The 14,176-nt window shown below is 33.8% G+C and carries 16 protein-coding genes; 9 read left to right on the forward strand and 7 right to left on the reverse strand.

All coding sequences use genetic code 11. The features are described from left to right. Positions 1 to 16: 16 nt before the first annotated feature. On the reverse strand, positions 17 to 184 hold the full coding sequence (gene rpmH, locus AACZ41_RS06510) for a 50S ribosomal protein L34 (protein ID WP_027067351.1): 168 nt from the start codon (positions 182 to 184) through the stop codon (positions 17 to 19). Positions 185 to 437: 253 nt separating this feature from the next. Here rpmH and AACZ41_RS06515 point away from each other — a divergent pair, with 253 nt between their 5' ends. Beyond that, positions 438 to 953: a hypothetical protein gene (locus AACZ41_RS06515; RefSeq protein WP_079513801.1), complete on the forward strand. Its 516-nt coding sequence runs from the start codon at positions 438 to 440 to the stop codon at positions 951 to 953. Between the two features lie 2 nt (positions 954 to 955). Here AACZ41_RS06515 and AACZ41_RS06520 read toward each other — a convergent pair whose 3' ends face one another. Together AACZ41_RS06520 and AACZ41_RS06525 are read right to left on the reverse strand one after the other, a co-directional pair. Beyond that, a complete protein-coding gene (locus AACZ41_RS06520; RefSeq protein ID WP_339627552.1) occupies positions 956 to 1,912 on the reverse strand; it encodes a lytic transglycosylase domain-containing protein in 957 nt (318 codons plus the stop codon). A gap of 64 nt (positions 1,913 to 1,976) precedes the next feature. Further along, positions 1,977 to 2,639, reverse strand: coding sequence for an alpha/beta hydrolase (locus tag AACZ41_RS06525; RefSeq protein WP_339627553.1), 663 nt, complete (start codon positions 2,637 to 2,639; stop codon positions 1,977 to 1,979). Positions 2,640 to 2,816: 177 nt separating this feature from the next. On the opposite strand from AACZ41_RS06525, the gene AACZ41_RS06530 reads away from it, so the two are divergent. Continuing rightward, a complete protein-coding gene (locus tag AACZ41_RS06530) occupies positions 2,817 to 3,113 on the forward strand; it encodes an N-acetyltransferase (RefSeq protein WP_339627555.1) in 297 nt (98 codons plus the stop codon). A gap of 34 nt (positions 3,114 to 3,147) precedes the next feature. Here AACZ41_RS06530 and mtaB read toward each other — a convergent pair whose 3' ends face one another. The 3 genes from mtaB to AACZ41_RS06545 all read right to left on the reverse strand — a co-directional run bounded on the left by mtaB (position 3,148) and on the right by AACZ41_RS06545 (position 6,175). Further along, entirely contained in the window at positions 3,148 to 4,476 is a 1,329-nt protein-coding gene (mtaB, locus tag AACZ41_RS06535; protein WP_339627556.1) for a tRNA (N(6)-L-threonylcarbamoyladenosine(37)-C(2))-methylthiotransferase MtaB, read from the reverse strand. 85 nt (positions 4,477 to 4,561) lie between these two features. Continuing rightward, a complete protein-coding gene (locus AACZ41_RS06540; RefSeq protein ID WP_339627557.1) occupies positions 4,562 to 5,737 on the reverse strand; it encodes a GlmU family protein in 1,176 nt (391 codons plus the stop codon). A gap of 150 nt (positions 5,738 to 5,887) precedes the next feature. Then, positions 5,888 to 6,175 (reverse strand): type B 50S ribosomal protein L31, encoded by a 288-nt coding sequence (locus AACZ41_RS06545; protein WP_091619283.1) that lies wholly within the window; start codon positions 6,173 to 6,175, stop codon positions 5,888 to 5,890. A gap of 192 nt (positions 6,176 to 6,367) precedes the next feature. Here AACZ41_RS06545 and AACZ41_RS06550 point away from each other — a divergent pair, with 192 nt between their 5' ends. The 7 genes from AACZ41_RS06550 to AACZ41_RS06580 all read left to right on the forward strand — a co-directional run bounded on the left by AACZ41_RS06550 (position 6,368) and on the right by AACZ41_RS06580 (position 13,109). Beyond that, complete coding sequence (locus AACZ41_RS06550) at positions 6,368 to 6,889, forward strand: DUF4199 domain-containing protein (protein ID WP_339627558.1); 522 nt, start codon at positions 6,368 to 6,370, stop codon at positions 6,887 to 6,889. 47 nt (positions 6,890 to 6,936) lie between these two features. Further along, positions 6,937 to 7,899, forward strand: a complete 963-nt coding sequence (locus AACZ41_RS06555) for a glycosyltransferase family 2 protein (RefSeq protein ID WP_339627559.1) — start codon at positions 6,937 to 6,939, stop codon at positions 7,897 to 7,899. 37 nt (positions 7,900 to 7,936) lie between these two features. Continuing rightward, positions 7,937 to 9,646 carry a phospho-sugar mutase gene (locus tag AACZ41_RS06560; protein WP_339627561.1) on the forward strand — a complete coding sequence of 570 codons (1,710 nt, stop codon included), beginning with the start codon at positions 7,937 to 7,939 and terminating at the stop codon, positions 9,644 to 9,646. Continuing rightward, a complete protein-coding gene (locus AACZ41_RS06565) occupies positions 9,646 to 11,472 on the forward strand; it encodes an ABC transporter ATP-binding protein (protein ID WP_339627562.1) in 1,827 nt (608 codons plus the stop codon). Before AACZ41_RS06560 ends, AACZ41_RS06565 begins: the two co-directional genes overlap by 1 nt. Positions 11,473 to 11,596: 124 nt before the next feature. Then, a complete protein-coding gene (locus AACZ41_RS06570) occupies positions 11,597 to 12,139 on the forward strand; it encodes a sigma-70 family RNA polymerase sigma factor (protein ID WP_339627563.1) in 543 nt (180 codons plus the stop codon). A 33-nt stretch (positions 12,140 to 12,172) separates the two neighbouring features. After that, on the forward strand, positions 12,173 to 12,679 hold the full coding sequence (locus AACZ41_RS06575) for a hypothetical protein (protein ID WP_339627564.1): 507 nt from the start codon (positions 12,173 to 12,175) through the stop codon (positions 12,677 to 12,679). Next, the gene (locus AACZ41_RS06580; protein WP_339627565.1) at positions 12,672 to 13,109 is read left to right on the forward strand and encodes a hypothetical protein; all 438 of its coding nucleotides are present in this window, start codon (positions 12,672 to 12,674) and stop codon (positions 13,107 to 13,109) included. Before AACZ41_RS06575 ends, AACZ41_RS06580 begins: the two co-directional genes overlap by 8 nt. 1 nt (position 13,110) lies before the next feature. On the opposite strand, the gene AACZ41_RS06585 is transcribed toward AACZ41_RS06580, so the two are convergent. Further along, entirely contained in the window at positions 13,111 to 14,154 is a 1,044-nt protein-coding gene (locus AACZ41_RS06585; protein WP_339627566.1) for an oxidoreductase, read from the reverse strand. Positions 14,155 to 14,176 lie beyond the last annotated feature (22 nt).

Raw genomic sequence — 14,176 nt, forward strand, 5'->3', positions numbered from 1 at the left:
AAAAACTATGCAATCATTATTTTTTATGTCTTGTTTCAGAGGAAACAGTCAATTTCTTTCTTCCTTTTGCTCTTCTTCTTGCAAGAACTTTTCTACCATTTACGGAAGCCATACGCTCACGAAAACCATGTTTGTTCTTTCTTTTTCTTTTTGACGGCTGATATGTTCTTTTTTGTCCGGGCATCTCTTAAACCTTTTCTATTATATTTGATATTTTACAGAATCCTCTGTGAAACTGGGCGCAAATATACAAAGAGTTTTTTCTTTGGCAAGGGTTATGAAAAAAAAAATTTTTATTAATCCGTACGTCTGAAAACCTAGCTTTTAACTAATTTTGCCAGAATTAAAATTAAACGCTATAGTTGCTTATTTCAATAGAGTTTCTATTACCTTAAGTATTTCACTTCATTTTTCAATCAGATATAAATATACATAATATGTTCAATAAAAATTTAAAATTAGTTATCGCAGGACTAATAATAGCTTTTGCTATCTATCAATTTATAGAAGGTAACATTGGAAATGGAATTTCTCTTATACTTTTATCCACGATTTTTATTTTTCTTTATTTTAGAAATGAAATTATTCTTTTAGCATTTTTAAGAATGCGAAAGCAAGATTTAACCGGTACAAAAAATTGGTTAGATAAAATCAAGAGCCCAAAAGCAGCTTTAACCGTAAAACAACAAGGTTATTACAATTACCTGCATGGCATCATTTTTTCTCAAACCAACTTAACACAAGCAGAGAAGTATTTCAAAAAGGCATTGAAATTAGGTCTTACAATGGATTATGATGTGGCCATGGCTAAACTTAGCCTTGCCGGTATCGCCATGCAAAAGCGTCGCAAAAGAGAAGCTACCACGTTATTGAACGAAGCTAAAAAATTAGATAAGAATAACATGTTGACCGATCAAATTAAGATGATGCAGCAACAAATGAAAAAGATTTAAATCTATTTCGTTTCTCTGTAATAACCTTTGTTCGGAATTTCAACTGTGTATTTTTTACCAGAACCATTGTTTAAATGTGGTTCTCGCAACCATGGATTGTGGCGTTTTAAAATCTTGTAATTGATTTCATATTGTTGTGCGAAATCTGCAAAGTCGCTAACTGGCTTGTCGATTTCAACTGTAAAGGTAGGTACGGCTTCGTACATATCTTCTTTCTCGATATGAAAACCATACTTTTCAGGATTAGCTAAAATCTCTTTGATAGCCATTATTCTAAATACATATCTACCTGTTTCATCACCCAACAACAAATCCCAATAATTATCAACTTGCTGAATACCCATATATTTATTAATAGCTCCTGGCCCTGCATTATATGATGCAGCGGTTAAAGCCCAACTTCCATATTTTTCTTTCCATTTATTCAAATACTTACAAGCTACTTCCGTTGACTTTTCTAAATGATAACGTTCATCGACATTTGAATTTACCTCAAGACCATATTCTCTACCAGTTTCTCTCATAATTTGCCAAAACCCTGTAGCTCCTGCAGGTGAAACAACGTTTGTTAAACCACTTTCAGCAACCGCTAAATATTTAAAATCATCAGGAATTCCGTTCTTAGCAAGAATAGGCTCAATAATCGGAAAAAATTTATGTGCTCTTTTCATTAGCAACAAAGCATTCGATTGCCAGTAAGTATTGACCAAAAACTCACGATCAATACGCTCCATAATTTCTGGATCCTCTTGAGGAACAACTTCGCCTGCAAAATTTAAATTCCCAGGTATATCTATTGACGAAATTTTATAGGATTTAGCCACATTTTTCTGAACACTATCATTAACAACTGTATTATTGTTTACAGAAACAGCATCAGTACTCTGAACTGCAAATATTAATGTTCCCGCAACAAATACTACTCCTAACAGCATCAATATATTCTTAATGATTTTCATGACTTATATTTTTTAAATTATCTCTTCCTTTATTCTTACTACCAAAGGTATATATACAACTTTCTTATTCCAAAATAATTGTTGATAAGTTCTCGTTAAACCATTTAGCACGATGTATTATCATGGTATGTGTTCCATTTACCACCGGTAAATAATCGGTAATATTAGAAATTGGAAAAACGTTGTCTTTTTCACCATGTATATGCACTAAATTGTCGCAAGGTTTTTCACAATCCCAATTCACTAATTGATCAATACACCAATCTATATAACTTTTATCTCGAATTGATAAGTATCGTTCATATAATGATAGTCTTTTGGTAACACTTTCACCAAACGCATATTTAGCTAACAACTCTACATTACTTATCAACCCGGTTGGCAGTAATTTATGCGCCTTAGTGTAACGCGCAAATAACATTCGTTTTGGAAGTTCATATCGAGTTTTAACGCTTGATACTATTATCACTTTTCTTACAAGAACAAAATTTGACATTTCCTGAACTAAAAGTCCACCCAAGGAAACCCCCAACAATACAACATTCTCATGTATTATATTAGAGCACATATTTTCTGCATATTCCGTAAAGGAAATACCAACGACAGGTACTGTCCATTCCAAAAAATGCAGCTCAAATCTTTCCGGTGGAAGATCAATATACTCAAAAATAGCAGAACTAGCTGCCATACCAGGCATACAATACACATGAATTCTATTATCAATCATAGTTATGAAACGTAGTAAAAGCTAGGAAATTAGGGATTTTTTAACTACTTTTGAAAAAGAATGCGAAAATCACCTAGCGATATTAGGCATTAATCTTTAGAGCATTTCAATCACGACAAATTACGATATGAGAACATCGTAATTTTTTTGTCTAGTAGCAACACTAAAATAATCTATATGAACGATGTTATTATTAAAGACAATTCTTTTCTGCGCCAATTTGAAACTACAGTAAATGGGCATTTAGCAAGAATAGAATACTCTTCTCAAGAACGTAAAGTGTTCCTTACAAAACTAGTAGTTCCCGAAGAGATTACAGATGAAAATTTTAGAGAAAATTTCATCAAAGCCGTTCTAAGTACAATTCAAGAAAAAAACCTTAGAGTCGTTCCAACAAGTCCACACATTGCTGGGTTTTTAAGAAAAAATCGATTACAGTACAAAGAAATGTTACCTATCGGTATTCGAATCTAAAAAAATAAAAAGCCTTTCAAATGAAAGGCTTTTTTTATACTTCTATTGTCTCTTTTGAAAAGTCAAATCTAACCAAACCATCTTTATCTATTTCTTTGAGTTTCACCATATGAAGCGTATTCACCAATTCAGGATTCCAAGGAGTTTTAACTTTTACGTAATTCTCTGTAAAGCCATTAATATAACCTTCTTTATTTTCACTTTCAAACAACACTGTCAACTCATTGCCTAATTGACCCTCATAAAAAGCTCTTCGTTTCTTCACAGACAGGCCGCGTAACATTTTACTTCTTTTATTTCTAACTTTAATCGGTACTACCCCATCCATCGTAGCAGCTGGCGTATTATCCCTTTCTGAATACGTAAAAACATGTAAGTAGGATATATCTAAATCATTCAGAAAATGATAGGTCTCTAAAAAATGTTCCTCGGTCTCACCAGGAAACCCGACAATGACATCAACACCTATACAGCAATTTGGCATTACTTCTCTAATTTTCGAAACACGTTCTTGGTATAAATTGGTCATATACCTTCGCTTCATCAATTTTAGCAATGAATCACTCCCGCTTTGCAAGGGTATATGAAAATGTGGAACAAAAGTTTTGCTTTGTGCTACGAATTCTATAGTCTCATTCTTTAAAAGATTAGGTTCTATCGAAGATATTCGTAAGCGATGAATTCCTTCTACCTCATCTAAAGCTTCTACTAAATCTAAAAAGGTATGTTCGTGCTTTTTATTTCCAAATTCACCCTTACCATAATCACCAATATTAACACCCGTTAAAACGATTTCTTTTATGCCTTGTGAAGAAATATCAGCAGCATTTTTCAAAACATTATTCAAAGTATCACTTCTAGAGATACCTCGAGCCAGTGGAATTGTACAATAGGTACATTTATAATCACAACCATCTTGTACCTTTAAAAATGCCCTAGTTCTATCGCCAATTGCATAACTACCAACATAAAAATCGGCATCGCCAATTTCACAAGAATGTACCCTACCATAGTCATTCTTAGTGAGGTCATTGATATAATCGGTAATCTTAAATTTTTCAGTAGCACCTAGTACTAAATCTACACCATCAACATCAGCTAGCTCTTCTGGTTTCAATTGTGCATAGCAACCAACGGCTGCAATAAAGGCTTCAGGATTTATTTTTTGTGCTTTTTTTACGATGGTCTTGAATTTCTTATCTGCATTATCGGTTACCGAACAAGTATTGATAACATACATATCGGCCTTTTCTGAAAAATCAACACGGTCAAATCCCTCATCAACAAAGCTACGTGCTATGGTTGATGTTTCTGAAAAATTCAACTTACATCCTAACGTGTAAAATGCCACCTTTTTCTTCATCTAATCTTCTCTTTGAAAGCGCAAAAGTACTTAAACTTCATTAGGTCTAAAAAGACCCAGCCAATTGAATTACTGTCTTAAAATTTTAATACTTTCTCCATTTTTTAGTTATCTCAAATACATGGGTAAGTATGTTCGCCTCAACTTCATTAAACTCTACTCCTCTTCTTGCCATCATAACCTTAGCTGCCTCAAAAGCCTTCTCTGGCAAATAAGCCGTAAATCCAGATGCACCACCCCAACTAAAACTAGGAATAAAATTTCTAGGGAACCCTGGCACATAAATATTTGAATTTACCCCTATTACCGTACCTGTATTAAACATGGTATTAATTGCAGTCTTGCTATGATCACCCATCATAAGCCCACAAAATTGCAAACCAGTATGCTCAAATCGTTCTGTTGCATAGTCCCACAATCGGACTTTAGCGTAATTATTTTTAAGGTTAGAATTATTTGAATCCGCACCTATATTACACCACTCACCCAATACCGCATTACCCAAATAACCTTCATGGCCTTTACTAGAATACCCGAAAATTACCGAGTTACTAATCTCACCGCAAACTTTACTATATGGTCCTATTGTATTTGCACCATAAAGCTTACCTCCCATTTTCACAATCGCATGTTCACAAAGTGCCAAACCACCTCTAATCAAGCTTCCTTCCCAAATTTCAGAGTCTTTCCCTAAATAAATGGGTCCGTCGGTAGCATTCAATATACTGAACTCAACTTTTGCCCCTTCTTCAAGAAATATACGCTCTGGATGTATTAAATGATTTGTATTAGAAATTGGCTGACTAGTTCTTCCTTTAGTAATAAAATCAAAGTCGGACTGAAGAATTTCAGCATTTTTATCAAAAATATCCCATGTATTCTTAATCTGTAGAAAATCACCAATAAATTCAATTTTGTTAAACTCATTTATTTGCTCTGAGCTTTTTGGTTCATCGCTATAATATGCAATAAGAAGCTCGTTTGACATTAACTTATCACCTTTTCGCAATGAATTAACCGCTTTCACCAATTCATCGGTCGGTAAAACCGATGCATCTATAAATACGTTTACATCTTTTAAACGAATTGGATATTTAATACTTAAATAATCTTCGGTAAATGAAGAAGTGGACACTTTTAAAAAGGCGTCCCAACGTTCTCGCAATGTCATAATACCTGCGCGAATTTCAGCAACTGGCCTCGTAAAAGTGAAGGGTAATAAATGATTCCTACGTGGACCATCAAAAAGAATATAGTTCATACAAGACAATTTTTATCAAAATTAACAAATATCTCTAGAGCGCATATATTTTATGGCTAAGCATCCTCTAAATCAAGTTGAATGAAAAAAGAAACGCCCTCGAATATTTTCGAGGGCGTTATATTCTACGAAAGAATAGAAATTAAAATACTATTTTTCTTCTTCTTTATCTTCTTCTACTTTGTCTTCCTTAACAAATTTCTTGTACTTGTTCTTAAATTTATCGATACGACCTGCAGTATCCAAGAATTTAGCTTTACCAGTATAAAATGGGTGAGATGTTCTTGAAATCTCCAATTTTACCAATGGATACTCAACACCTTCAACCTCTAAAGTCTCTTTAGTGTCCGCTGTTGATTTTGTTAAAAATACTTCTTCATTGGACATGTCCTTAAAGGCTACTATCCTATAATTTTCTGGGTGTATATCTTTTCTCATTTTAAAAACTTTTACGCACCCATTCCGACGGGCACTCATTTTAAGGGTGCAAATTTAGTAAAAATCTACAAATGAACTATTAGAAACAACAAAAAATATAAAAATAATATTTAGCCACATTTGTAACAATATCCTATAATAACATACTAATAAGAAAATCAACCTTCATTTAACTTTTAATCAATAAATATTATGGAAGAAAACCTACCTAAAACAGGAAAATTCGCTTTAAATTATGGAGTGCTTACTGGCGTCATTGGTGTGATTTTCGGAATTATGCTATTCGCAATGAATATGCATTATGATCAAACAGTCGGCATACAAGTAACCAATACTTTAATCTTAGCAGGAGGTATTGTCATTGGTATTTTACAATTTAAAAAAGCAGCAGGCGGTTTTTTAACCATTTCCGAAGCATTAAAAGTAGGTGCTGGCGTTGCTCTTATTGCAGCAATAATAGGACTGATTTATTTCTTTCTACTTTCAAATGTGATAGAACCGGATTACATGGATAAGGTGTTTGAAATTGGTAAAATAAAGGCAATGAACGATAATCCTAAACTCACCGAAGAACAGATTGACCAAGGCATTGAGATGCAAAAGGGTCTAACATGGATTTATTATCCAATAGGACTCATTATAAATGTAGTTATCGGCTTAATAGTAGGCCTAATTACTGGCTTAATTTTGAAAAAAGAAGAAGCCGCTTATTAATACCTAAGTAATTGTAGTATTTTTGGAAGCAACACCAGAAATAGCGCATGCAATTATCAATAGTAATTCCATTACTTAACGAAGAAGAGTCACTCAAAGAACTTCATGATTGGATTGTATCCGTAATGCAATCCAATCATTTTTCTTATGAAATATTGTTTGTAGATGATGGTAGTACCGATCATTCTTGGGATATAATTACTGAATTATCAAAAATCAATTCATCCGTTAAAGGAATCCATTTTTTACGCAACTTCGGTAAATCGCAAGCATTGCATGCCGGTTTTAAAGCTGTAAGCGGTGATGTAGTCATTACCATGGATGCTGATCTACAAGATAATCCTGAAGAAATACCAGACCTGTACCAAATGATTGCCGTAGAGGGTTATGAATTGGTTTCTGGATGGAAAAAGAAGAGATATGATTCTATCATTTTCAAGAACACGCCTTCAAAATTATTTAATTGGGCAGCAAGAAGAACTTCAGGCGTTCGTTTACATGATTTTAATTGTGGTCTAAAAGCATACGCAAAAGATGTTGTCAAAAACATTGAGGTTTCTGGTGAAATGCATAGATACATACCCGTACTGGCGAAAAACGCTGGTTTTTCAAAAATTGGAGAAAAAGTTGTTAAACATCAGGCACGTAAGTATGGTAAAACAAAATTCGGAATGGAGCGTTTTATTAATGGCTTTCTAGATCTATTGACCATTTGGTTTGTATCTAGATTCGGTAAACGCCCCATGCACCTTTTCGGCGCATTGGGTGTATTAATGTTTTTAATCGGATTCGGATTTGCAATCTATTTAGGTATTGATAAATTATTCATTAATCCATTTGGGAGGCTGATTACAGACCGACCACAATTCTTTATATCACTAATAGCCATGGTAATAGGAACGCAATTATTCTTAGCTGGTTTTCTAGGTGAAATATTAATCCGTTCAAAAAAGGATGAAAAAAGGTATATCGTATCAGAAGAAATCAATACCACTCTTTCAGAAAAGTAAAATTCTCATTAACTTAATAGCATAAAAACTCTACCATATGGATAATATCCTCGATACTGCCAAAAGCTGGCTAACCGATTTTTTTGACCCAACAGTTAAAAAAGAAGTTGAATATCTTATTGCAAACGATAAAGAAGAACTTAAAGACCGTTTTTACAAAAATATGGAATTCGGCACTGGTGGTATGCGAGGTATCATGGGTGTTGGCACAAACCGGATTAACAAATACACTTTAGGAAAAAGCACACAAGGTCTAAGTAATTATCTTAACAAAGTTTATAAAGATGAGGAAATTAAAGTTGTAATTGCTTTCGATTGTCGCCATAATAGCGATACTCTTGCTCGAACGGTAGCAGAAGTATTCTCTGCAAATAATATTAAAGTATACCTTTTCTCTGATTTGCGTACAACACCAGAGCTTTCATTTGCGGTTAGATACTTAAAATGTCATGCCGGTATTGTATTAACGGCATCGCATAACCCACCGGAATATAATGGATACAAAGTGTACTGGACCGATGGTGGACAAATTGTTCCACCTCAAGATGGTGCAATTATAGCTGATATCAATTCACTTGATTTTGAAGATATTAAATTTAAAGCAAATGAAAATCTTATTCAAGTTATTGATAAAGAAGTAGATGAAGCCTTTATTGAACAATCTGTTCAAAATGGGAACTTTAACGCCGATGGAAAAGATGATTTTAAGATTGTTTTTACATCACTTCATGGAACTTCAATTACAGCCATACCAGAAGTACTTAAACGAGCTGGATATAAAAATGTAACTATTATAGAAGAACAGGCTAAACCAGACGGTAACTTTCCAACGGTGAAATCACCAAATCCTGAAGAACCTGAAGCATTGTCAATGGCCGTTAAAAAAGCCGAAGAAATTGGCGCAGACATGGTTGTCGGTACTGACCCCGATAGTGACCGTTTAGGAATTGCGGTTCGTAATCTTGACGGTAAAATGGAAATTGTTAATGGTAACCAGGCAATGGTGCTTATGACAAAATTTCTTTTGGACAAAAAGAAAGCTAAAGGATTTAAAGGTAATGAGTTTATAGCCACAACAATTGTCTCTACCCCAATGATGGAAGAAATGGCGAAGGCTTATGGTGTTGAGTTTAAAACTGCCTTGACCGGATTCAAATGGATCGGTAAAATGATAAAAGATTTTCCACAATCTAAATTTGTTGGTGGTGGCGAGGAAAGTTTTGGATATATGGTAGGTGATTTTGTTCGTGATAAAGATGCGGTCACCTCTACCCTATTAGCATGTGAAATTGCTAGCCAAGCAAAAGCTAACGGAAGTTCTTTTTATAAAGACCTAATTAAATGTTACGTTGATTATGGTTTCTACAAAGAGTATTTAGTATCTATCACAAAAAAAGGTATTAGCGGTGCTGAAGAAATAAAGCAAATGCTGAAAGATTTTAAAGAGAATCCGGTGGAAACTGTTGCTGGCTCTAAGGTAAAATGGATAGAAGATTATAATACCTCAATTGCCAAAAATGTGTTGACAGGTGAAGAAAAAACTATTGACATTCCAAAATCTAACGTTTTAATTTATGAAACCGAAGATGGAACAAGAATCGCAGCTAGACCAAGTGGTACTGAACCTAAAGTGAAATTTTATATTAGCACCAATACTAAACTGGATAAAGCAGAGAATTATAAAAAAGTTTCAGCTGAACTTGATGCAAAAATAAAAAGCATATTAGCTGAGCTTAAACTAGGTTAATGAATTATTTCAAGAAGATTCTTCGCTTTGCGAGGCCTTATCGTAATTACGGTTATTTAAATATTTTCTTTAATATTCTTTATGCATTGTTTAGCGCGCTTTCTTTTGCTGCACTGATTCCAATGCTAGATGTTTTGTTTGATAAAACAAAAAAGGTTTTTGAAGAACCGACATATACAGGTATTGGCCACCTTAAAGATTACTTACAGGAATATATCAATTTTAGGGTTACCGCATATTCTGGGGGTGATGAAATGAAAGGCTTGGTGTTGGTTATTGGGCTAATACTTGTTTTATTTCTATTGAAGAATTTGTTTAATTATCTAGCCATGTATTTCATTACATTTTTACGTAATGGCGTATTAAAAGATATTAGAAACAAGCTCTACGAAAAAGTTGTTCAACTACCTATTTCATATTACTCCGAAAAGCGAAAGGGAGATGTTATTGCAAGAATTACTTCAGATGTTTTAGAAATCCAACATTCTTTTCTATCTGTATTAGAACTGATTGTAAGAGAGCCTTTAACGATATTTTTCACTATTATTATCATGTTCGGTATTAGCATCAAATTAACTTTGTTTGTATTCATATTCATTCCAATTGCTGGTATGATTATTAGCCGAATTGGCAAATCACTAAAGAAGAAATCAGATGATGTTCAAAGAGAGCAAGGTGAGTTTTTATCCATTATAGAGGAAACTCTTGGCGGACTTCGAGTAATCAAAGCATTTAATTCAGAATCGCGATTCTACAAAACGTTTTCTGAATCAACAAAACGTTTTTTCAATTTCAGCAACATACTGCTTAACCGACAGAACTTAGCTTCACCAACAGGTGAATTTTTAGGTATTTTAGTCATTGGTATTTTATTATGGTTTGGCGGCAAAATGGTTTTAGTAGACGGAACTTTAGATGCCTCCTCCTTTATTGCTTACATGGGTCTGGCGTATAACATTTTGACTCCTGCGAAAGCAATTAGCAAAGCATCATATGGAGTTAAGAAAGGTAATGCCGCAGCAGAACGTGTATTAGAGATTTTAGAAACAAAGAACCCTATTTCTGAAATTGATAATCCTATTGAACAACAATCATTTAACGAGTCTGTTACACTTAAAAATGTTTCTTTTAAATACCAAGATGATTACGTTTTAAAGGATTTTACTTTAACCGTTAAGAAAGGAAATACAGTTGCTTTAGTAGGACAATCTGGGAGTGGAAAAAGTACCATTGCTAATCTAGTAACACGTTTTTACGATGTTAATGAAGGTGATATCAGTATCGACGGCAACAATATTAAGAATCTTAGTAAGAAGTCACTGCGTGGTCTTTTAGGTCTCGTTACCCAAGATTCCATCTTGTTTAATGACACTGTAAAAAACAACATTGGTTTAGGTAAGGAAAATGCCACCGAGGAACAAATTATTGAAGCTGCTAAAATTGCCAATGCTCACGATTTCATAGTAAGTTTACCAAAAGGCTATGAAACTAATATCGGTGATAGCGGTAACAAATTAAGCGGCGGACAAAAACAGCGGCTATCTATTGCAAGGGCTGTTTTAAAGAATCCTCCAATTATGATTCTAGACGAAGCAACTTCTGCATTAGATACGGAAAGCGAAAGACTAGTACAAGATGCATTAGAAAAAATGATGAAAAACAGGACATCTATCGTTATAGCACATCGCTTATCTACCATACAAAATGCCGATATCATTGTTGTGCTTCATAAAGGAGAAATTGTAGAACAAGGTACACACGTAGAACTTTTAGACCTGAATGGAACTTATAAGAAACTAGTTCAAATGCAGACATTGAGTGCTTAATTTTCAATTTTACAAGAAAACAACTACCGCTTAGGCTCTTCACATAATTCATCCAAAAATTTAATTGTAAATTAAACCTTTAACTATTTCTACCGTCTAACCATCAATTAAACCTCAATTCATATTGATTGTAGAGGAAACACTAGTACAAGATTTAAAAACCAAGAACACACAAGCGCAAGCATTTAATGTATTGGTTAGCATGTACAAAGAACGTTTGTATTGGCAAATTCGTGGCATCGTATTAAATCATGACGATGCAGATGATGTTCTACAGAATACATTTATAAAAGTCTACAAAAACATCGATGGGTTTAAGGGAGACAGTCAACTTTTTTCTTGGATGTATAGAATAGCAACAAACGAAGCTTTAAGTTTTATTAAGCACAGAGCAAAAATGCAAGGGATAACCGATGAAGATTATCAAGAGAAATTAGTCTCTAATTTACAAGCAGATGTTTATTTTGAAGGTGATGAAATTCAATTAAAGCTTCAACAAGCGATTACTACTTTACCGGAGAGGCAGAAACTCGTATTTAATATGAAGTATTTTCAAGAATTAAAATATGAAGAAATTTCAGAAATATTAGACACTTCGGTTGGTAGTCTAAAAGCTTCTTATCACTTAGCTGTTAAAAAAGTGGAACAGTATTTGAAAACAGATTAAACCTTTTATGTCTTTGAAAGTCAAATTAGTATAATGAAAAAGAACACCAAAAATCCGTTTAAAACTCCTCAAGGCTATTTCAATAGTTTTGAAGATAAATTAATGGATAAATTATCAACTGAAGGATCAGTTATGCCGAAGGCTAGAGGATTTACAGTTCCTGAAAACTATTTTGATACGTTTAATGATAAGTTGACCAACAAACTTATTAAGGAGACTAAGGTAATACCTCTTTATCCTGTAAAGAAAATTATAGCCTTTGTCGCATCTATTGCTGCTATTGCCATAATCTTTTTCGGTTATAATTGGAATAGTACAGAAAAACTAAGTATTAGTGCTTTAGCAAATACCGACATAGAAGCCTATTTCGAAAACAATGAATTTGATTTAACATCTTATGAAATCGCAGAAGTACTACCCTTTACGGATACTGAATTTTCGAACATGTTAAATTCATCCATAGAGAATGATAACATTTTAGATTATTTAAGTGACAATACGATTGATTTTGAAGAACTTAATTTACAAGACAATGAATAAGTATATACTATCGCTATTTATGCTTTTTACCGTAATATCGTTTGGCCAACATAAAAGAGATTGGGAAAAAATAAAGTCCTTAAAAGTGGCATATATTACCGAGAAATTATCTCTTGACAGTAAAGAAGCACAAGAATTCTGGCCTATCTATAATGAGTATGAAGAAAAGAGACACGCATTAATGCGTAAAGAACATAACCAAATAAAAGATAAGCTAGAAAATAGTGACGATTTATCTGAAGATGATGCGAAAAAATTGTTGACGCTTAAGATTTCTATCGAAGAAGATGAAGAAGAATTGGACAAAGCATTTTTAATGAAGGTCAGTAAGGTTACTTCTGCCAAAAAAGCGTTGTTATTGTTAAAAGCTGAGGAAGATTTTAAGCGTGACCTAATTAAGCAATACCGTCATAATAAAGGTGGTCAATAGTTTATTTAAATACTAGCTTTGAAATTCTATTTTTGCCAGCAGCATAGGCAACCGAGTCATTTTGAAATCGCAAAGTATAAAATGACTCTTTAGATAATTCTTTCCAGTTGACACCCATATCGGACGAATACGAAATGCCGTTAAATCCAACGGCTACAATTCCATGACCATTGGTACGGGGAACGAATTGAATACAACTTTTATATGCTGGTTTATTTCCATCTGCTAATAAATGCCATGTTTTTCCTCCATCTTTAGTAATCGCTTTATTTGCGATGGCATTATCCGGATTTGTATAATCACCGCCTATCACAACCCCTATATTTTCATTGTAAAAAGCAATAGAGTAAATACCTTCTGTAGGTTCTTTATTTTTAATTGGGGTTTGAAATACTTTCCAATTTTTTCCTATATCCGATGAATACAAAATGCGGCCCATTGTAGTGGCTATCCAAATTTCATCTCCTATTGTTGCTATATTGGTGTTACTAGCAGCAAATGCACCTTCGCCTTCTATACCTGTAGGCAATTGCAAACAAGGTATTTTAGACCATGTTATGCCACCATCCGAAGTTATGATAACACTTAAACATCCATCTACAGAATCTCCAACTGCAATACCTTCTTTATCATTCAAAAAGGTCAAAGCATCATAAAAAACTCCCTCTCCCTCTTCTTTATAGACGAGCTCCATTCTCCCATTTTCTCCTGTTTTGTATAACAAAGCCGGCGTACCGACCGATAACATAAAGAAATCTGATGAAGTATGTGCCACCGCCCTAAATTCGGGTATAACGGTATGATACTTTTCTATATTTGCGCGTACTTTACCCGTACTTAAATCTACTGTACCAAAGGTTCCTTTATTTGCTGCAAAGGCTAAGCTATTACCCATAATCTCTATCGCTCTGATACTTAACGAATCAGTATAAATATCACTTACAGCAACAGAACTGAAATTAATAGGTTCTATATTCTTAGAACATGAAACCATTAAAACAATAATTAGAAAGGCATAGCGCATAGTGAAAGGTATAAAGTTCATCAAAAATAAATGGAATCACTTC

The sequence above is a fragment of the uncultured Maribacter sp. genome, from assembly GCF_963974015.1.
Lineage (GTDB): Bacteria > Bacteroidota > Bacteroidia > Flavobacteriales > Flavobacteriaceae > Maribacter.